The 20,199-nt window shown below is 42.5% G+C and carries 23 protein-coding genes and 3 riboswitches; of the genes, 21 read left to right on the forward strand and 2 right to left on the reverse strand.

Annotation, left to right across the window (positions count from 1 at the left end; genetic code table 11):
• The 17 genes from essA (at position 1) to AC1TO6_RS15115 (ending at position 13,204) form a co-directional block, all read left to right on the forward strand.
• Positions 1 to 516: a type VII secretion protein EssA gene (gene essA, locus AC1TO6_RS15035; protein WP_482102434.1), complete on the forward strand. Its 516-nt coding sequence runs from the start codon at positions 1 to 3 to the stop codon at positions 514 to 516.
• Between the two features lie 11 nt (positions 517 to 527).
• Positions 528 to 890, forward strand: coding sequence for a YwqH-like family protein (locus tag AC1TO6_RS15040; RefSeq protein WP_482102435.1), 363 nt, complete (start codon positions 528 to 530; stop codon positions 888 to 890).
• Positions 890 to 1,192 (forward strand): YwqI/YxiC family protein, encoded by a 303-nt coding sequence (locus AC1TO6_RS15045; RefSeq protein WP_482102436.1) that lies wholly within the window; start codon positions 890 to 892, stop codon positions 1,190 to 1,192. Before AC1TO6_RS15040 ends, AC1TO6_RS15045 begins: the two co-directional genes overlap by 1 nt.
• Complete coding sequence (locus AC1TO6_RS15050; protein WP_482102437.1) at positions 1,189 to 2,706, forward strand: ribonuclease YeeF family protein; 1,518 nt, start codon at positions 1,189 to 1,191, stop codon at positions 2,704 to 2,706. Before AC1TO6_RS15045 ends, AC1TO6_RS15050 begins: the two co-directional genes overlap by 4 nt.
• A gap of 49 nt (positions 2,707 to 2,755) precedes the next feature.
• The gene (locus AC1TO6_RS15055; protein WP_482102438.1) at positions 2,756 to 3,070 is read left to right on the forward strand and encodes a DUF4176 domain-containing protein; all 315 of its coding nucleotides are present in this window, start codon (positions 2,756 to 2,758) and stop codon (positions 3,068 to 3,070) included.
• A 49-nt stretch (positions 3,071 to 3,119) separates the two neighbouring features.
• Positions 3,120 to 3,683: a hypothetical protein gene (locus AC1TO6_RS15060; protein WP_482102439.1), complete on the forward strand. Its 564-nt coding sequence runs from the start codon at positions 3,120 to 3,122 to the stop codon at positions 3,681 to 3,683.
• Positions 3,684 to 3,766: 83 nt separating this feature from the next.
• Entirely contained in the window at positions 3,767 to 4,132 is a 366-nt protein-coding gene (locus tag AC1TO6_RS15065; RefSeq protein ID WP_482102440.1) for a hypothetical protein, read from the forward strand.
• Between the two features lie 466 nt (positions 4,133 to 4,598).
• Positions 4,599 to 5,279 carry a hypothetical protein gene (locus AC1TO6_RS15070; protein WP_482102441.1) on the forward strand — a complete coding sequence of 227 codons (681 nt, stop codon included), beginning with the start codon at positions 4,599 to 4,601 and terminating at the stop codon, positions 5,277 to 5,279.
• A 771-nt stretch (positions 5,280 to 6,050) separates the two neighbouring features.
• A riboswitch (SAM riboswitch) is annotated at positions 6,051 to 6,161 on the forward strand.
• Between the two features lie 99 nt (positions 6,162 to 6,260).
• Positions 6,261 to 6,821 carry a peptide-methionine (S)-S-oxide reductase MsrA gene (gene msrA / locus AC1TO6_RS15075; RefSeq protein WP_482102442.1) on the forward strand — a complete coding sequence of 187 codons (561 nt, stop codon included), beginning with the start codon at positions 6,261 to 6,263 and terminating at the stop codon, positions 6,819 to 6,821.
• Between the two features lie 69 nt (positions 6,822 to 6,890).
• A riboswitch (SAM riboswitch) is annotated at positions 6,891 to 7,001 on the forward strand.
• A gap of 118 nt (positions 7,002 to 7,119) precedes the next feature.
• Complete coding sequence (locus AC1TO6_RS15080) at positions 7,120 to 7,287, forward strand: YezD family protein (RefSeq protein WP_482102443.1); 168 nt, start codon at positions 7,120 to 7,122, stop codon at positions 7,285 to 7,287.
• A gap of 114 nt (positions 7,288 to 7,401) precedes the next feature.
• On the forward strand, positions 7,402 to 8,223 hold the full coding sequence (locus AC1TO6_RS15085) for a MetQ/NlpA family ABC transporter substrate-binding protein (protein WP_482102444.1): 822 nt from the start codon (positions 7,402 to 7,404) through the stop codon (positions 8,221 to 8,223).
• Between the two features lie 5 nt (positions 8,224 to 8,228).
• Entirely contained in the window at positions 8,229 to 9,230 is a 1,002-nt protein-coding gene (locus AC1TO6_RS15090; RefSeq protein WP_482102445.1) for a methionine ABC transporter ATP-binding protein, read from the forward strand.
• Positions 9,220 to 9,873, forward strand: coding sequence for a methionine ABC transporter permease (locus tag AC1TO6_RS15095; RefSeq protein ID WP_482102446.1), 654 nt, complete (start codon positions 9,220 to 9,222; stop codon positions 9,871 to 9,873). The genes AC1TO6_RS15090 and AC1TO6_RS15095 overlap by 11 nt, the downstream gene beginning before the upstream one ends.
• Before the next feature lie 13 nt (positions 9,874 to 9,886).
• Positions 9,887 to 10,906, forward strand: a complete 1,020-nt coding sequence (locus AC1TO6_RS15100) for a CoA transferase subunit A (protein WP_482102447.1) — start codon at positions 9,887 to 9,889, stop codon at positions 10,904 to 10,906.
• 2 nt (positions 10,907 to 10,908) lie between these two features.
• Positions 10,909 to 11,667 carry a CoA-transferase subunit beta gene (locus AC1TO6_RS15105; RefSeq protein ID WP_482102448.1) on the forward strand — a complete coding sequence of 253 codons (759 nt, stop codon included), beginning with the start codon at positions 10,909 to 10,911 and terminating at the stop codon, positions 11,665 to 11,667.
• Positions 11,668 to 11,697: 30 nt separating this feature from the next.
• On the forward strand, positions 11,698 to 12,483 hold the full coding sequence (locus AC1TO6_RS15110) for a CoA transferase subunit A (RefSeq protein ID WP_482102449.1): 786 nt from the start codon (positions 11,698 to 11,700) through the stop codon (positions 12,481 to 12,483).
• Complete coding sequence (locus tag AC1TO6_RS15115) at positions 12,476 to 13,204, forward strand: CoA-transferase subunit beta (RefSeq protein ID WP_482102450.1); 729 nt, start codon at positions 12,476 to 12,478, stop codon at positions 13,202 to 13,204. The genes AC1TO6_RS15110 and AC1TO6_RS15115 overlap by 8 nt, the downstream gene beginning before the upstream one ends.
• A gap of 314 nt (positions 13,205 to 13,518) precedes the next feature.
• Here AC1TO6_RS15115 and AC1TO6_RS15120 read toward each other — a convergent pair whose 3' ends face one another.
• Positions 13,519 to 14,160 carry a response regulator gene (locus AC1TO6_RS15120; RefSeq protein ID WP_482102451.1) on the reverse strand — a complete coding sequence of 214 codons (642 nt, stop codon included), beginning with the start codon at positions 14,158 to 14,160 and terminating at the stop codon, positions 13,519 to 13,521.
• On the reverse strand, positions 14,160 to 14,981 hold the full coding sequence (locus tag AC1TO6_RS15125) for a sensor histidine kinase (protein ID WP_482102452.1): 822 nt from the start codon (positions 14,979 to 14,981) through the stop codon (positions 14,160 to 14,162). Before AC1TO6_RS15125 ends, AC1TO6_RS15120 begins: the two co-directional genes overlap by 1 nt.
• Positions 14,947 to 15,028: riboswitch (cyclic di-GMP riboswitch) on the reverse strand. It overlaps the preceding gene by 35 nt.
• 784 nt (positions 15,029 to 15,812) lie before the next feature.
• Here AC1TO6_RS15125 and AC1TO6_RS15130 point away from each other — a divergent pair.
• The 4 genes from AC1TO6_RS15130 to AC1TO6_RS15145 all read left to right on the forward strand — a co-directional run bounded on the left by AC1TO6_RS15130 (position 15,813) and on the right by AC1TO6_RS15145 (position 20,145).
• Positions 15,813 to 16,397, forward strand: a complete 585-nt coding sequence (locus AC1TO6_RS15130) for a TetR/AcrR family transcriptional regulator (protein ID WP_482102453.1) — start codon at positions 15,813 to 15,815, stop codon at positions 16,395 to 16,397.
• Between the two features lie 14 nt (positions 16,398 to 16,411).
• Positions 16,412 to 17,914 (forward strand): class I adenylate-forming enzyme family protein, encoded by a 1,503-nt coding sequence (locus AC1TO6_RS15135; RefSeq protein ID WP_482102454.1) that lies wholly within the window; start codon positions 16,412 to 16,414, stop codon positions 17,912 to 17,914.
• A 157-nt stretch (positions 17,915 to 18,071) separates the two neighbouring features.
• A complete protein-coding gene (locus AC1TO6_RS15140) occupies positions 18,072 to 19,253 on the forward strand; it encodes an acetyl-CoA C-acetyltransferase (protein WP_482102455.1) in 1,182 nt (393 codons plus the stop codon).
• Positions 19,246 to 20,145, forward strand: a complete 900-nt coding sequence (locus AC1TO6_RS15145) for an NAD(P)H-dependent flavin oxidoreductase (RefSeq protein ID WP_482102456.1) — start codon at positions 19,246 to 19,248, stop codon at positions 20,143 to 20,145. The genes AC1TO6_RS15140 and AC1TO6_RS15145 overlap by 8 nt, the downstream gene beginning before the upstream one ends.
• Positions 20,146 to 20,199 lie beyond the last annotated feature (54 nt).

Below are 20,199 nucleotides of genomic sequence, written 5' to 3' on the forward strand. Positions count from 1 at the left end.
ATGAAAAATAAAATAAGGGGCTTGTTTTATCTAACGCTGCTACTCTTTTGGACAGTGGGAGGGGTTAGTGCTCAGGCTTCTGTTGAGGATGAACCCAATCTCGATTTGGAACCGGTTATTTATGAGAAACTGAAATTCAAAAAAAACACCGATTATTTGCATGACAGTAAAAAAGTTGAAATGAAAAACACCATTCCGACTAAACAGTTCGATATTTACTTTGACGGAAGAAAGAAATTACCGAAAAGAAGCGACGGCTCCTCTCTTTTCAGGACTTCAGAACGTGGAGAGAAAAGTACTGTCGCGGTGAAATCAGCTGAACTCAATCTTTTCACAAAGACAGAAGTTGCTAAAAACGAGCGATCACCTGTAAACAGCATTGAAGAGGAAACTGCCGGCAATAGCACGCGGACAATGATTCTACTAGCCATCATTGCAGCCGGCCTTGTTGCGGTATTCACGATTTTCTTACCGAAACTGGTCAATGCACCAGACGGCAGTAAACCTACAGGATAGGAGGAAAAAGCTTGCTTGCATATTACATTGCCCTGTTAAAGAAAAAACAAGAGGATCTGAGACGGCTCATTGCCTGCCAAACAACCTTAACAGGAAAACAATCGGAATTTCAATCGCATGAACAAAAGTGCCTACAACCCGAGCTATCGGCAACAACATGGCATGGCACGATCGCCACGGCTTTCCAAGACATTCGCGAAGCGGGAATCCATACACCTTACCTGGAAATCGTGGGAACCCAGTTCACGAACGTATTCACTGCAATTACGGATAAAATAAATGCGCTCATTGCTGAAATCGCTTCAATCGAAGCAACCATTGCGAGTTTACAGGCGGCGGAAGCCAGGGCAAGAGCAGAGGAGGCACAAAGATAATGTCTACCGAAGTAAAAATAGTATACGCGGATGTTGAAAGCAAAATAGCAGAAATGACGCTTGCAACTACGTCACTGAAACCAACTGCAGAACCGCCGATTACAGGAAATACGTTGGATGTCGTGACAAAATTGACGGAGCTCTCAAACAAGCTGGAAACGCTACTGACAAATTACCAACGGGTACTCCAAGCGAATATCGCAACGACCACCAATTCAGTTCAATTCATGAGTGAATCCGACGAAACAGTTGCATCGGGTATGCAGAACACACTGTCTGGACCGAAGAAGGTGACCCAATGAAGGTACTGGACGTTGGGCCGTTTGAAGAAGGGGTGCAAAAGAATATTACGATGCTCGGTCGTTTGGAAGGCGAGATGAAAGCAATTGAATCTTCCATAGAAGGGCTTGTTGCGCTGGAGGATTCCCTGAAAGGGGAAGGTGGGAACGCGATACGGGCATTTTACAGTGAATGTCATTTGCCTTTTGTTCAATTTTTTCTTGTTTTCAAAAATACCTTTGATAGCGTTCTTACTCAAATCCAATCGTCCCTAAATACGCTTGAACCGAGTTCAAATGGTTTCATTCGTGAAAGTTTTCTTGAAGGAGAAGTCGAAAGTGGCCTATCTACGATATCACAATTGACTGGCGCGTTAACAGATGAGTCAAATGCGATCATGGATCAGGTTTCAGATATTGTGGGCTTACCTCACTTGAATGATCAGGGAATACAGCAAGGCGTGAGAGATGGAAAAAGAAAATGGGAGGAAACCGTCACCAATTTGAATCAATTTGACGCAGAACAGACGAATGCTCTTTCAACGATTGAAAGTAACTTGAGAACTATGGAAAATTGGCTGATTGATTTAGAAGGACTTTTTAAAAATAATCTTACGGGAATCAACTTTCCAAAGTCCGAGTGGATTGCGTATTCTTCGCTGAATCCCATAAAGAGAGATCTAACTCATCAGGCAATGTTCGATATGCCGCTATCTATGCTGGGAAAAGCTTCACCTCTAGGAGGCATTTCAGAAAAACAAAGCCCGTTTCCTTATGAAAATTCACTTCTCTTCAATAATGGAACCTTTTCAAATGCTGGATTTAATACCGGGTTCATTCAATACATGAACAACATAAGTACTAACGCGAAGAAAGTGGAGTCTCCAAAGAAAACCTCGGATACTGACTTTTTCATTGGTGGAGATACCGTAGAGGCAAATGAATATGTAACGGTTACTGGCGGAGCAGGTATGTATAAAAATGATTGGTCTGGTTTTGATGGGTATAGCAAAGGGGATAACAAAATTGGAGGAAGTTCAGAGGCCAGTTTGATCCATGGAAAAGTGGCACTTGATACAGATATTATTGATGCGGAAGGAACCATCAATGTTTTAAAAGGTTCTGCTGATGCAAGAATCGGTGGGGAATCTGTGCTAGGCTTGAATCTGCCTCTGCCATTGGCAAAGGTGAAAGGCGCCGCTTATGAGCTGGAAGGTAAAACACAATTTGATAGAAATATTCCCTACCTCGGAAAAGTGATTGGTGGAACCGGAATAGGTGCTGGTGCAAGTGTAGGTAACGCAGAAGCATATGCAGGGTTTGATAAAGGATCGATTGGAATTGGGGCAAAAGCTTCGGTGGCGGAAGCGGAGGTTAACCCAACACTCGGGATACCATTCACGGATATAAACGCGAAGTTTACGTTTGGTGTATCCGCGATTGGCGTTGGGGGTGAAGCAAAGATTGGTAAGGAAATATTATTAGACTTACGTTTATTATTCGGAGCAAAAGTGGGGGTCAGCTTTGAAACAGAGTGATAATAAGTTGCCTTCTACTTACTAAATGCTGAAAAAGGAGTTTTTTATAATGAAGAAACAATTTCAATCAAGATCAATCGATAAAGGAAATAACCTGTTGCCAATTGGGACAGTACTAAAGATAGAGGGTGTAGAGCCTTTCATCATGATCTATGGTAGAAAACAAAACCAAGTGGACGGCGACGGGAAGATGTGGGATTATGTTGGATGTCCTTATCCGCAAGGGCATATTTCAACGAATACGAATCTTTTTTTTCAGCACGATGATATTGCAGAAGTTGTATTTAAAGGGTTTGAAACAGAAGGAGAGCTAGCATTCCGAAAAGAGTTAGATAGACTACTTTCAAAAGAAAAGGTACAGTAACTAAATAATAGGCGTCAGTAATTTTTATTCATGATTGGAGAGTCTCGAAATGAAGAAGCTAATTGGAGTTTTATTCTTTGCAATACTATTAGTGGGGTGTAATGCCACCAATGACGAACAACCGAAGACGGGAGATGAAGAAAACGTGGAAAAAGATAAAGAGCAACAAGTTCTTTCGATGCAAGTATTGAAAGCGGACGAGGAAAATGGCGTCACGTTGGAAGAAGAGATGTATCAACAATTGTCCGGACTTGTAGAAGCCAATCCCGATATTGGGGTTGCGGAAGACTTTAGTATTCATGCAATTGACCTTGTAGAAAAGAGTGCAGGCGAGAGTGTCATGTTATTCTTAGGGATTAACCGGTTGGAAAAGGGAATCAAAAATATTACGTTAGAATACACGTTGAGCGTTGAAACGGAGGGTACTGTAAAATATGTATTCAATCGTGAAAAAGTAGACCTATCCGAATCATTTGCAGGTGTTATTCAGCCAAACCATGCGATTCCATTTACCGTTCCGGTTACACCAGAGGGGAAAGAACTGCTTCAATTGATGACTGAAGAAAACAAAACTGTGAAAATCGAAAACGCTAAATTCGAATTGGAAAAATAAAAAAAGTGCTACAGCTTTTCACGAAGTTGTAGCGCTTTTATGTTTAGGGAAATGATGGAGGTTTAGAAAACGTGAGGAAAATAATGAGCAACGTATGGGAAGTATTGAAGCAATCTTCTTCGGAAATAAAGGCGAACTGGAAGTTTAGTCAACTCGTTCAAGGAAGAAGTAAAAAGATGAAAATGTATGTATTAGTTTACATGAATACCGGTTTTTTTCTTGTCTACGCAAGTCTTTGTTTTATATCCATTCTTTATATTCTGTTTGGTATCATAGGCGGCACAATCCTAGGAATCACGGAAAGCCCATATTGGTTCTTGTTATTTCTATTGCCAGTAGCCGCGCTGCCATTTTTGTATTTTGTACATAACATTTGGACCTCTTACTATCCTGGCTTTAAAAGGGAATATTTAACAAAGAATTCGATTCAAGTGCGTCAAGAGGAATGAGTTTTTCTATGCATCCCTATTGTGCGGGATAGTGCTACAGCTTCACCAGGCTCCAAATACAGAAAAATCAAAGGAACCTGCCAGTGAAAAAGCGAAAGAAGCATAAATAAAGTAAACAAGAAAATCAAGAGAAGAAAGAAATGAAGGTATGATTCCTAAATTCACGGAAAATGAAATTTTCAGGATTGTAACGCTTTTAGTTGTTCAATGGGATATGTAATCGTCCAACTTGCCTTATCACTCCTTTATAGTGAATCAGCAAAAGTGCTTTTTTATTAGATTAGAAAGGATAAGTTATTTCTTCCCAGGTCGGTGTCACCCGGCATAACGACGGAGAAACAGATTCAATTTGTGATGCTATAAAAAGTTGTAAAAAACATTAACGATAATATTTTTTCTTGGTTTAAAGGATAGGAGAGAACCTAAAATCGAAAAGAAAAAAATTGATAAGATTGCGTTATCTTATTTGAAATTCCAAACACCTAAGGAAAACAGATCGAATATTATTGGGTTTTTCTTAATCTGCTTATATTTGGCTGGAATGCTTCCAATTCTGGGTGCGCCATTTTCGTTTATTTATTTTATGGCGGCAATTGTGCCGGTAGTAATCCTACAAATTTGGGGATTGCTTTATTTATTCGCCCCATACAAATTTGAGAAGTCCTATTATCTCTTTTTTGGTGTATATGGGGTTGTTAATACATATGTCTATTTTTTAGCATCGCAAAAACTGTTGTATTACAATGTTGGAGCGGTGGGGAAAGTACCTTTTATTATTGGGCTGTTTCTGCTTATCGGATTACTGTTGACGATTAATTGGCTAAATATAAAAGCCCTTTACTCGGGAACCTACCATAAAATGCAACAGATGAAGAGTATCAATATCCGTTGGCTGTCAATTGGTGGGATTGGATATGTGATAGGTCAACTTGTGCTATCACTCCTCTATAGTGATTCTGCAAAAATGCTTTTCTTAGTATTATTACTTTCCTTTGTCTCGATTATCACTGCCTACTTCTCTGTTTATATCCATAGGTATTTTTATATTGTTAAAAATATAAGTATTGTAAAGCAGGTTTATCCAGAGTTTGGTTTACCACTGAATGAAAGACAAGACGAATCTAAAAAAAGTAAAAGAAAGAAGTGAAGATATGATTCCAGAGTTTACGGAAAATGATATTTTCGTCATGGTATAAACGCTGAATACAATGTCAATCATTCCATCAGAAATAAGATAGACAATAGCCCGGAGTAGCTTGTTATCTTGTGTTGCAAGTTCTGCTTCAAAAGCTTTAATTTCGATAAAAGAGGTTATTTAGATATTGAACATGTAGCTAAAAGTAACTCTATGTGATTGACGGCCTGAAGCTCGTGCTGTACCGCTCATGTATCGGGTGAGTACCGCCCGATGCTCGCTGGGGACCGCCGATATAATGTGTGTGCCCGCTTGAATATCGCGGACGACCACTCATATATCGGTTGAACCCGCCCAACCAAACGCCCAAAAAACGTTTTAAACAAGCACCTAACGAATAAAATTATTATTATTAAAACAATAATTCATCACTAGCAATCCCCATCGAATTCCCACCCACTAAATCGACTTACTGACAGTCACTAAGTCACACAAAAAGCTATCCAGAAAAACCGTTAAGAAGTAACGAAGAAACCCAACCAAATTTAAATCGGCTAATTTTCTGTAATCCGAAAGTACCAAGAGTGCCTATTTCACTCACTTCCTCACCTAATTAAAAGCTTTGCCAAAACTGAAGACTTCTAGTTCTTTTCTCATAACCATATTAAACATTCAAACATCGTATATCTTACTCAATATAGTAAAAAATCACAAAATTATATTTTCAGACATTGACTTATCTAAATGGATAGACTAGTATGAATATCAATTACATAGCTAAAACTCTTATAAAGAGAGGCGGAGGGATTGACCCTGTGAAGCCTCGGCAACCATTGAACAGTGTTCAAACGGTGCCAATTTCAACAGATTTATTATGAATCTGACAGATGAGAGGTTTTGCACGCGATATTTGTCATGCGGCGACCTCTTCTTTTAGGAAGGGGTCGTTTTTATATGGCAGGGGCGTTTATTATAACGAAGAGGGGGATTATGATGACTCAGAAAAAAGTTGAATTGGCAACATTTGCGGGTGGGTGTTTTTGGTGTATGGTGCAGCCGTTTGATACGCAACCCGGTATTGAAAAAGTAGTTTCCGGTTATATTGGAGGCGTCACTGAAAATCCGACGTACGAGGAAGTGCGTGCGGGGGTTACGGGACATACGGAAGCGGTGCAAATCACATATGATCCGACAGTCTTTTCTTATGAAAAACTAGTAGACATCTATTGGCAGCAAATTGACCCGACGGATGCAGATGGTCAGTTTGGCAGTCGTGGAACTTCTTACCGCACGGCAATCATTTACCATCATGAGGAACAGCGACAGGTTGCGGAACGCTCAAAAGAGGCGTTAATCCAAAGTGGTCGCTTTGAAAAACCAATTGTTACTGAAATCGTTGAAGCCACAATCTTTTATCCTGCCGAGGACTATCATCAAGACTATTATCAAAAGAACCCAGAAAAATATAAAGTCTTCAAAGAAGAGTCGGGAAGAGCGCCCTTCATTCGCGAGAATTGGAATGAAAAATTGGTAGAGGCGTCACTTAAAAAGTAAATAGTTTTAAAGTATAGTTGACACATCGGAATAGATGGATTATTATGAATATCAATTACATAAACAAAACTCTTATAAAGAGAGGCAGAGGGACTGGCCCTTTGACGCCTCAGCAACCATTGAATTCATTCAAACGGTGCCAATTCCAGCAGATGTCGTTCGTCATCTGACAGATGAGAGGTTTTGCCTACAAACTACGTGTTGCGGCGACCTCTTAGTTCACAAGAGGCCGCTTTTTTGTAGTCGATCATCAGACTAGACGTTGTGACCGTCACTCAGAAAAAAAGGAGGATGCGCAATGGTTTTGAAAGTGAATGATGTAGTTAAAATCGATGCGATTACGCAGGCGCTGAAAGGTTTGGATTTTGGAGAGGTACACATTACCATCCATGAAGGACAAATCGTTCAAATCGATCGAACTGAGAAAAAACGGTTCCCAGTACTGAAAACTGAAAATAAGAAGTGAAGCTGACCGGACAACCGGAGGCCTCTTGACTTTCACGATATTGTTCAAAGACAATATTGCGAATTGCTGGAGGCCTTTTTTGTATATAAATTAGAAATTTAGGGGGAATAGAAGATGAAAAAAGTGTTTAGAAATTTATTGCTTATTGCAATTAGTGTACTGGTATTGGCGGGGTGCGGGTCTGCATCTGCGGATGATGAAAAGAAGATTAAGATCGGCGCAACAGCGGGTCCTTATAGTGATCAATTGAAGGAAGGGATTATTCCTATACTTGAAAAAGACGGCTTCGAGGTTGAGATTGTCGAGTTCAATGATTATATCCAGCCGAACAATGCGCTAAATGAAGGAAATATCGATGCGAACTTATTCCAAAATCGAAACTATTTAGTGAATTTCAATGAATCCCATGACATGGACCTCGTACCTGCATATGGCGTTCCGACTGCTCCAATTGCACTTTATTCGGACCAACATACAGCTCTTGAGGATGTGAAAGAAGGCATGACGGTGACGTTGCCAAACGACCCGACAAACCTGGCAAGATCTTTGAACATGATGGAAGACTACGGCTGGATCACAATCTCTGAGGATGTTAATCCGATAACAGCTTCCGAAAAAGACGTGGAAACCAATAAATACAACTTGAAAATCCAACCACTGGATGCGGCGCAAACACCTAGGTCACTCGGTGATGCTGACTTCGCATTCGTCAATGGGAACTTCGCTCTGGCATCAGGTTTGAAATTAACAGAAGCGGTCGATGTGGAGAAAACATCTGAAGATTACTTGATTTACTTGACGATACGAAAAGAAGACGAAGATAAGCCGTTTGCCAAAGCATTGAAGGCTGCGTATCATTCCGACGAATTCTATGAATACACGAAAGAAAATGCAGCGGGTTATGTGCTACCACCTTATCAAGCAGAAAAGGAGTGACTTAAATGATTGAAATCGTCAATGTGACAAAACAATATAAAGACGTGAAAGCCGTTGAAGATGTCACCCTGACCATTCAGCAAGGTGAAATCTTCGGAATTATTGGCTACAGTGGTGCCGGAAAAAGTACATTGTTGCGCTGCTTGAACATGTTGGAAGCACCGACGGCGGGGCAAATCTTCATCGACGGAAAAGAAATGACTTCATTGACGAAGAGAGAGATAAAGAAAGAACGTGTGAAGATTGGCATGATTTTTCAACACTTCCACTTGATTAGCTCGAAAACGGTCGCAGATAATGTCGCATTTTCATTGAAAGCTGCGGGCAAAAGCAAGAGTGAAATCAAGAAACGCGTAGCGGAATTACTTGACATGGTTGGCTTGTCGGATCGTGCGGGACATTATCCAGCTCAATTATCGGGTGGACAAAAACAACGTGTGGGCATTGCACGTGCACTGGCAAATGAACCGAAAGTGTTGCTGTGTGATGAAGCAACCTCGGCTCTTGACCCGACAACGACAGCGTCCATCTTAGAATTGCTTCAGGAAATCAATCAGACATTAGGCATTACAATTGTCTTGATCACGCATGAAATGGCAGTCGTACAACAGATTTGCCACCGCATCGCCGTGATGGAAAACGGAAAAGTCGTTGAAGCAGGTGACGTCTATGACTTGTTCGCGAATCCAGCAACGGCTTTAACAAAGCAATTTGTGCAAACGGTCCATTCTTTAACATTGCCAGAACGCTTGCTAACGGGCCGAAAAGGGTCAATCGTCCAAATCGTGTTCCGCGGGGAATCTGCTGAAGAAGGCGTCATTGCAGAAACGTTGAAGAAATACAACGTCGCCATCAATATTCTTCACGGTCAGATAACGTACATACAGGACCGTCCGCTTGGAACGCTCATCATTGAAATTGATGGAGAAAAAACAGAATTACAGAATGCAATCGACTATATTACAACACGGACAAACCAATTGGAGGTGCTCGCAAATGCCGCCTGATATTATAACTGATTTCGGAAATGCTTTTCTTGAAACGTCTTGGATGATGGGGATTGCCGTCGCATTTGCAATCGTCATCGGTGTTCCTTTAGGCGTTGGACTATTTGTAACAAGTGAAGGGATGTTCTGGCAAAACCGAGTCCTACAGAGTGTCGCAGGGACAATCGTCAATGTTATTCGATCGATTCCCTTCATTATACTACTCGTTGTTTTGATTCCTGTGACGAAACTTATTCTCGGTACGACGATGGGACCCACTGCCGCGAGTGTTTCACTGACTTTTGCCGCAATCCCATTCTATGCCCGTTTGGTGGAAACGTCTTTGCGGGAAATTGACAAAGGCGTCATTGAAGCGGCCGAATCTACGGGTGCATCTGCGTGGTTGATCATCAAAGATGTGTTGCTTCCAGAAGCGAGATCAGGGATGATTGCCGGACTTACCGTCACAGTTATTAGCTTACTTAGCTACTCGGCAATGGCCGGGATGATTGGTGGAGGTGGTATCGGGGACTTAGCGATTCGCTTCGGTTACTATCGTTTTGAAAATGAAATCATGCTGGCAACTGTCGTCATTTTAATCATCATAGTACAGCTCATTCAATTCGCCGGAGACCGCTCGGCAAAAGCAGTCGATAGAAGATAAGGGGGAATAAAAAATGACTACTACACAAGAAACAGCTTCATCCAAGTTATACGGATGGGCGCACCCAGACGAAATGAGGGCTTTCCGTCAACAGCGTAAATCGATGGTGAAAAGAGATAAGTTGACGACAATTGACGAGGCGGTATCGCGCGGTGTCAAAGCAGGCGATTACGTCGTATTCGGCGGCATGGGTTCTGTTCGTAACCCACTTGCGGCAGTCCACGAAATCATTCGCCAAAAAGTTGGAGACCTAACAATCGGAACGAAAGGATCTCAGCATGACTGGCAATTGCTCGCGGCATCAGGCAACGTAACGAAAGCAGAAGTATCTTACGGATTTGCGGATGAAGTGCGCGGATTGGCCAGACCTGCAAGAGCAGCGGTCGAATCGGGACGACTTAAAGTCCTATCGGAAACGACGAATGCAGGATTCCAATGGCGTTTCACAGCTGCGATGAAAGGACTGTCATTTTATCCGACCAGGTCATCTCTTGGAACAGATACATTGCAGTACAGCGGTTCTAAAACAATTGTTGACCCGTTTACCAATGAACCCGTGGAACTCTTGCCGGCATGCTATCCAGATGTAGCCATCATTCATGTCCATCGTGCAGATCGGTACGGCAATTGTCAAATAGACGGCAATATCGCGGAAGACATCGAAATTGCACATGCTGCGAAATTCGTTTTGATCACTGCGGAAGAAATCGTGCACGATGAAGTCATCCAGAATGATCCGGCATTGACGAAAATTCCTTATTTCGTCGTTGATGCGGTGGTCGAAACCCCATACGGTTCCCACCCAAATCAAGTTCCAGGCTTGTATTCATTCGATGAAGACCATTGGCAAATCTGGCTCGACGCATCTGTATCAGATGAGGGCGTTGCAGATTACTTGGAAACATACGTCCACGGAAGCAAAGATCATTTTCAGTACTTGGAAAAAATCGGCGGCGTCCGTGTTGTGAATCAATTGAAAAAGATCGAAAAGAAACTGGCACCATATCCAAAAGTAGCGAAAAGGAGAGGGTAAAGATGGCAACTGAAACTGAAAAAATGATCATTGCGGCTTCTCGCGTATTGCCGAAAGACACGGCTGTTTTCGTTGGAACAGGGATGCCGTTACTCGCATCCGTGCTAGCACTCAATACGCACGCACCCGACATTCTACTCGTCTATGAAGGAGGCGGTGTCGGTGGGAAACCAACCGGCAGATTACCGATTCAAGTAAGTGAATCATTAACATATGAAAACGGCGTAACAGTAGGTTCGATGGACTACGTCATGAGTTTAGCGCAAGCAGGCTGGATCCGTTATGGCTTTTTAGGCGGAGCACAGATTGATGCCTATGGGAACTTAAACACAACCGTCATTGGTGACTGGGAAAATCCAAAAGTGAGACTCCCAGGTTCAGGCGGAGGAGCGGATATCGCTTCGTTATGTGAACGGACAATTATTTTAATGAGACAAGACCGTAAGAAATTTGTCGCTGAACTCGATTTCCTAACGAGCCCGGGATACTTAACAGGCAAAGGCGAGCGGGAAAAAGTTGGATTGCCAGCGAATACAGGCCCATACCGTGTCATTACACAGCTAGGGATTTACGGATTTGATGATGAAACAAAGAAAATGACATTACTGCAACTGTTCAAAGGATTTACGCTAGACGACGTGCAGGAGCAAAGCAGTTTCCCAATCGCAATTAGCAAAGATTGGACGTATGTTGATGCACCGACCAAACTTGAGCTGGATACATTGTATGCTTTGGATCCTGATGGGATTGTAATAGGGTGATTTTAAATCAGTTGAAATGGGGGATTTGATTTGTCTAAACAATTATCTATACAGGAGGCAGCCGCCTCAATTACAGATGGCTCACTGCTAGCACTCGGTGGTAATGCATTGCATCGCTCTCCGCTCGCTTTTGTTGTGGAATTAATTCGGCAGGAGAAAAAAGACCTTTCAATCATTAAAACAGCGGGTGCACTCGATATCGATTTACTTGCTTTGGCAAAATCAATCCGTTCGGTGTACGCGGGCTATATCGGTTTTGAAATGCTCGGTCTGGCACAAAATTACCGAAAAGGCGTTCAAAATGGAGAAATTACCGTCCATGAACACGCTTGCGCTAGTGTAATCGCTGGTCTTCGGGCAAGCATTTACGGCGCTCCTTTCCAGCCAATCAATGGCTTTCAAGGAAGCGAGTTACCTGAACTGACAGGATTGGTCCGTTACGTAACCTGTCCATTTACCAATAAAGAAACAGCTGTCGTTCCAGCATTACAGCCTGACGTCACCATTATCCATGCCAATATCGCTGATGAAAATGGAAATGCCTATGTAAATGGCGCATTGTTTGAAGACTTGATCATGGTCAAAGCAGCTAAAAGAGTAATTGTAACTGCAGAAAAGATCATTGATTCAGCTAGTTGGGAAAATAAACCGCAAATTCCTGGATTCCTTGTTGAAAGTGTTGTCCTTGCTGAGAAAGGGGCGGCGCCGGGAAGTTGTGCACCGTTTTACGCAATTGATGAAGTTGAAGTGGCTAGCTATCTAAAAGATCCCGCAAGCTATTTGGAACAGGCAAAGGGGGCCGTCACGCATGTCTAACTTACAAACGGGTGATTATATAACAGTGGCCATGGCGCGGCTCATTAATGACGGGGAGCGCGTTTTCCATGGTGTCGCTTCACCGATGCCAGCAATCGCCATTCAATTGGCGAAAAGATTGCACGCTAAAAACGCCGTCTATCTCAGTATCGCAGGCGGCGTGGACGCGAAACCTTCGAATTACTCAAGCGTTTCGACAGCGGATGCATCGTTAAGTGAAGGCGCAATCGTCGATTTTCCACTTTCGGATATTTTCGACTTGTCGGCACGCGGTGGACTGGATGTCGCCTTTTTAAGCGGCGCACAAATTGACGGCCAAGGCCGATTAAACTTAAGCGCAATCGGTACTTTCGATAAACCAAAAGTCCGTTTACCAGGCGGAGCGGGAAGTGCAGCATTGCTTCCGACAGTGAAAAGAGGCATCTTGTGGAAAACAACCCACGACAAACGAGGGCTTGTTGACAAGCTCGACGTAGTCACAGCTGCCGGAAATACAGAAATCGTCATCACACCACTCGGTGTATTCAAAATATCTGAAACAGATAAGCGTTTGAAGTTGTTGTCCCTATTTCCAACAGTTACGTTCGATGAAGTCATCGAAAAAACAGGATTTGCCGTCGAAAAACATGAGGACTTTGAAGAGTTTGTCCCAGTGACGGAAGAAGAGATTCAACTGTTGCAGGAAATCGATGGAAATGGTGTTAGGTTTAGTGAGTTTTGAGAAATAGGCAATAAAATAGTCTACAAAAATCGTCCACACGTATTTTCCGTGTAGGCGATTTTTTTGTAGTTGAATTGCGGAGGACGGCACAGGGGCGACCGCCCGAATATTGGTTTGGACCGCTCAAATCCCACGCGCGACCGCCTGAATATCGTTTTGGACCGCTCAAACCCATCGCGCGACCGCCCGAATCACGATTTGGACCGCTCAATCCCACGCGCGACCACCCGTATATGGTTTTGGACCGCTCAAATCCCACCCACGACCGCCCGAATGGAAAATGTCTATGGACGTTTTTTCACCCGTTAACCCACTCAATTCGCATGATAAGTCACCAGCCCCTTCACATTGGCATACAGCGCGGCATTCGTCCTATCAGCTAAATCCAATTTCGCCAAGACCTGGGATACGTGTTTTTTTACAGTGTACTCGGTGATATACAATGCCTGTGAGATTTGCTTATTGGAATGGCCCATGCCGAGTTCAAGCAAGACTTCCTTTTCCTTTGGAGTCAGCTGTTCGATATGTACGTCTTCCTCAACAGGCACTTCAGACTTCGTAACAAAGTCAAGCACCCCAGGGTCATAATACTTCCTGCCCTTGTCAATAATTCGCAAAGCGTGAAGGAGTTCCTCAGGGAATGCCTCTTTTAAAATATAACCATCGACACCTATTTGTTTGGCTAGTTCAAAATCGAGCGCATCTATTGATGAAGTGAGCACAACGAACTTGCAAGTGATGCCTTGTTGTTTCGCTTCTGCGATCAAATCCAAACCGAATTCTTTCCCTAATCGAAGATCGACAATCGCTAAATCAGGCGTAGCTGTTCGAAAAAGGATAAGCGCCTCATGGCTATTCGTTGCTTCTCCAACAATTTCCATTGCATCGTCTGAAGAAAGGATTGACGCTAGCCCTTTTCTAACCAGTGGATGATCGTCAACACTAACAATTCGCATTATCCGATGACCTCATTTTTCATATTTAAATTGGGAATTTCAATTTGAATTTCTGTTCCAATGCCTTGTAATCCACCAATTGAAAATGTACCAAAGAAAGAACGAACACTATCTTTCATATTAGCGAGACCGATTCCTTTTTCCTGCTGACTCTCGTACGTGTCTACATTAATGCCGATCCCGTTATCCTTAATTTCCAAAACCGTTTTCTCTTCCAATAAAAACAACCTTAGTTCAATGGCAGTACACTCACCATGACGAACCGCATTGCCACACGCTTCAGAAATAATCCGATAAAGCGCCTGCTTTAATTCCTCCGAAATAAACGCTTCGTCACCCGTAATTTGGTAATCTATCCGTACATCAACGAGACGTGCGTACTCGTCCAAAAAACTTTTAAGGCGGATAAGAAAATCGTTCTCGCCTTCCTTGATGGAACTGAGTTGATAGATAGCTGTTCGAAGTTCTATAATGGTCATATTCACCGACTGAGATAAAAACTGGTACTCTTCATTCAATTCATCAGAAGTCATATCTTGACCGTTCATCTGCAAACTAAGCAGGGAACTAGACAGACCAAACAACCTTTGCGAGACACTATCATGGATTTCATTGGCAATACGGTTCTGTTCATCACGAATAATTTCATCGACATAAGCCTGTCCTAAAGCAAAAGAGGGTCCTGACGTACTGCACGCTTGTACCTTATTATCTAGGATTTTATTAATACCACTCATTCCTCCCATCATAATAAAAACCCGACTGAATTGGACATAATGTCCAACTCTAATCAGGCCGGTTGCACCAATAACTCCATACATCCAAGGTGCCCACATGGAGGATGTACTTCACAGTTTCCGCTCATTATATTCTTCGATCCCCACGTCTAGTATTCTCGGGAATGAAAACAACAGTAGGGAACCCACTGCCCATAAATGCCCGAATGAGTCAACTAACCATCAGTGGGGGGTGGGGGGCTCCCTCGCTGACTTTATATAGTTCAGTATAACCAACTTAGGTTGAATATTACGTCACCTGCTGCGGTTGGGGAGGTTCTATTTTTGTACTATTAGCATATATTTTATCGTTTTAAGATTATTCTGCTACTTAATACCCACCCAAACGCAAATGATGATAAGAGTTCTTCTAATAGAAGTACATTCAAAAGAACATTGAGCTGGTACTAAAGTGTACCAGCACTACACTAAAGTGTACCAACACTACACAAAAGTAGAACAACGGAGAGACAAGGAGAACTGAAAAGTGCACTTTGGAGTGAGGATTGCCACGAGAAATCGGACCGCTCAATCTCTACGCGCGACCGCCCGGAAATCAGTTTGGACCGCTCAATCTCCACACACGACCGCCCGAATACCACCATCAACCGTCCAATCCCCACACGCGACCGCTCAAATATCGCCTCCAACCGCCCGTTACACACACATTTGAACTTCAATTTAAAATTCAAACAATGTTCAAAAAGGACTTGCAATCTAATTTGTAGATTGCTAAAATAACTACAAGGTTAGAATTATCAGTCAATTTAACAACGATTAAATGTAAAAATATAAAATAGCAAGAAGGTACCATCCAAAAAGGTTCTATCCAAAAAACCATTACCGAAATGAAAACGCTTGCGTAGAGGTGGAAAAATGAAACTCTCTGAGAAAAGAACATTGAAGAAGAAAGAACAGATATTATTGACAGCAATCACTGTTGTAAATCAAAGAGGCTATGATGGAGCGACGATGGAGGAAATTGCAGCAGAGCTTTTGATGACGAAAGGTTCTTTGTATTATTACTTTAAAAGTAAGAGCGACTTGATGTACCAATGTCATAGTTTCGTACTCTCTCAAGCAACGATTGAACTTGAAAATGAATTAGATGGAAAAGGGTCGGCAGAAGCAGTCCTTCGAAGAATGATTGCAATGCATATAGATTACGCAATTGAAGAAAAAGAGACATTCAATATGATTTTGGAACCTAAACAAATCTACGACGCGGATCAATTAGAAGAGGTTTTAAAACTTCGTAAAGATTACGCGGAGTTATTCGATCGGATCATCGAAAGGGGTATCAATTCAAAGGAGTTTCACCCAACAGAGACAATCATCGTAAGAATGATGATACTCGGCGCGATGAACTGGATTCAACAGTGGTATAACCCAAGTGGAAGAATCCCGAAAGATGAGTTAAAAACCTACTTTGGAGATTACATTGTTAAATTATTGAAATGAGGGGATGGGAAGAAATGTTCATGCCAGAAGTTTTAGCAAAATATGCTGAAAATCAACCGGGTAAAGTCTTCACTTTTTATAACGGACGCAAATGGACATATGGCGAATTTTACGAGAAAGTGAAAAGAGTATCCGCTTACTTTCAATCTAAAGGATATAAAAAGGATGATATTATTGCGCTGTATTCACTGAATTCAGATGTATTTCTTGTATGTTACTTCGGTATTCAATTAGGTGGATTTTCTGTCATGCCCATCAACACGAAATTAGCGACTCCTGAAGTAGAATATATTTGCAATCAATCAGAAGCAAAAGCACTCATTTATGATATACGGATTGAACAAGTAATTAATGAAATAGAACACGTATTTCAAGATAAATTAACAATTGACGGGGGAGAACTACAAGGGGGTATTTTAGAAGAGTCTTCCCTGGAATTTTCTCCTGTCCAATTAAATGCAAACGACACAGCCGTTGTTATGTATACTTCGGGCACAACAGGCAAGCCAAAAGGTGTCATGTTGACACATCAAAACATTCTTGCGACTGCAGAGATTTGGTCAGAAGCAATGAGTGTATCGGATAGGGATAGAATGCTAGTCTCAACGCCATTATTCCACTGTGCGGCAAGTCATGTTTTTGTTGTACCGGTAACGTATAAAGGTGGTTCAATCATTATCGAAGAAGCATTTTCCACAGTCCAAACCCTTAACCTGTTACAAGGGGCAGGCCCGACAATGTTTTTTGGTGTACCGGCAATGTACACAATCATTTTGAACTTACCTCACATTCATGATGTGAAGCTTCCAACACTTCGATTATTTGCATACGGTGCAGCTCCGATGCCTTATGAATTAGTAAAGAAATTGAAGGAAACTTTCCCGAATGTCAAAGTTCAAAATCTATATGGGCAAACGGAAAATGCGCCAGCCGCTTCGACATTAAAAGATCATCTTGCACTTGAAAAAATAGGTTCGGTAGGAGAGGCACTTCCGCAAACTGAGATCAGAGTAGTTGATGAATACGGAAAGCCGCTTCCGGTTGGTCAAGTGGGGGAAATTGTCGTCAAAGGACCACAAGTAATGAAAGGTTATTTGAAAAATGAGTTAGCAACCCGACAAGCGATTAAAGATGGCTGGCTATACTCGGGCGACTTAGGGAGATTTGATGAAGATAGACTCCTATATATCGTTGATCGGAAAAAAGATATGATCAATCGCGGTGGAGAAAATGTCTATCCAGTTGAAGTGGAAGAGGTATTGTATCAAATTCAAGAGTTGTTGGAAGCGGCAGTTGTCGGTGTGCCGCATGAAGTTTATGGCGAAGTACCAAAAGCATTTGCAGTGATGAAAGAGGGTAAATCGATTACTGAAAAGCAGGTTATTGACTACTGTGCAACACAACTCGCGAAGTACAAAGTGCCAATAGAAGTGGAGTTCTTGGATGAACTGCCGAGAAATGCATCCGGAAAAGTGTTGAAGCACACACTTTGGCCGAAAGTTGAAGCAAAGGCGTGAGTCAGATTCTATATGAAGTGCGTGATGAAATTGGATAAATAGCGATATAGGTAATACGTGAAAGCAACTATAGATATAGGGAATTTTGAGATAGTCGATTCAATGGGGAAATAAAACTCACAGGAAATTGTGAGTTATGGGGAGAGGAAGATGGGATATGAGTAATGTATACATCGTCGATGGAGCACGAACGGCATTTACAGAGTTTGGCGGATCTTTTGCGAAGGTAGGTGCGACGGAGCTCGGTACAGCAACCGCAGTGGAAGCATTGAGGCGCTCGAATGTGCAACCTGAACAAGTCGATCATGTCATCTATGGCAATGTGATTCATACAGGAAAAGGGGCCGCATATATTGCGCGCCACATTGGATTAAAAGCGGGCGTTCCTGAAGAAGTTCCTGCACTGACGTTAAATCGACTATGCGGTTCGGGTATGCAATCTGTAGTAACAGCGGCACAACATATTTTATTGGGTGAAGCAGAGATTGTTTTAGCTGGTGGAGCGGAAAATATGTCGCAATCTCCGTACGCCAATTTCGAACAACGTTTCAGTGGTTCGAAGCTAGGAAATTTACAATTTGAAGATATGTTAACGGCGACATTGACAGATCAACACACAGGAAGCGGTATGGGCATGACGGCAGAAAAACTGTCTGAACAGTATTCGATTTCTAGGGAAGAACAAGATGCGTTTGCCGTCGAGTCCCATCAACGTGCAGCGAAAGCAGTTGAGGACGGCTTGTTTGCTGAGGAAATTATTGCCGTTGAAGTGAAAACACGCAGAAATACAGTGTTGGTCGACAAAGATGAGCATATTAGACCGGATGTGGATGGTGTCGGAATGGCAAAGCTCCGACCTGCATTTAAAAAAGAGGGAACGGTAACAGCCGGAAATGCCTCTGGGATTAATGACGGCGCAGCTTCCGTTGTTGTCGCCAGTGAAAAAGCTGTACAAGCGAATGGATTAAAGCCAATCGCACGTATTGTTTCATGGGGAGTCGTTGGCGTGGATCCAACAATTATGGGAATAGGTCCAGTTCCGGCCATCAAACAAGCGTTAAAACGGGCGAATCTGACCATTGAAGATATGGATATTGTGGAAGTGAATGAAGCATTTGCAGCACAATACCTAGCCGTCGAAAAAGAGTTGGGACTCGATCGTTCGAAAACAAATGTCAATGGCGGCGCGATTGCACTGGGACATCCAGTAGGCGTAAGTGGCACAAGGATTTTATTGTCAGCTGCTTATGAATTAAAACGGCGTAACGCGAAGTATGCTGTGGCGAGCCTGTGCATTGGCGGCGGACAAGGCATTGCAGTGGTGCTTGAAAATGCTTAAAATCCCTGTGATTATTGCCCCTATGTTTTTAGTTTCTACACCAAAAATGGTGATTGAGGCAGGAAAAGCAGGCGTCATTGGCTCATTCCCTCTATTAAATGCACGTCCAATAGAGAAATGTGCTGAATGGCTACAAGAAGTGAATGAAGGGTTAAATGATATTCCTTGGGCAGTGAACTTTGTTTGCCATAAAAAAACAAATACACGCTATGAGGATGATTTGGAATTAATTCGGAAATACGAACCTCCAATTGTCATTACTTCGCTCGGGCATCCTGGGGAAGTGAAAGAAGTCGTTCATGGCTATGGGGGTCTGGTTTATTCAGACGTGGCACATGTGAAACACGCGAAAAAAGCGGCGCAATCGGGAGTAGATGGCCTAGTTTTAGTGTGCGCTGGTGCAGGGGGCCATGGTGGGACATTAAATCCATTTGCATTTATTGCAGCGGTAAAAAGCTTTTATAAGGGGACAATCATATTATCAGGAACCATTTCAACAGGCGCAGACATTGCGGCTGCACAGTTAATGGGGGCAGATTATGCCTATATGGGTACGCGTTTCTTAGCGGCAGAAGAAAGCAGCGCACAAGAGGAATTCAAACAAATGGTCATCGATTCAACAATTGAGGACATCATTTACTCAGATTCATTTAGCGGCGTCCATGCAAATTATCTAATTCCAAGCATTATAGAAGAAGGCATTGACCCAGCAACACTCAAACCAAAAGATGATGTAGATTTAACGCATTTGGTGGACGTCAAAGCCTGGCGCGATATTTGGTCCGCGGGTCAAGGTGTAACAACCGTTACGAAACGTGAAACAACAAAGGAAATTGTGGAATTGCTAATTAAGGAGTATGAGGACGGGGTCGCCCTGCTTAGCAGAGCCTGAATTTCTTAAATGAAAGCAACAGAATAACCAAGACATTTTAAAAGAGTAACAAAA

Source organism: Sporosarcina sp. Y352 (assembly GCF_056786535.1).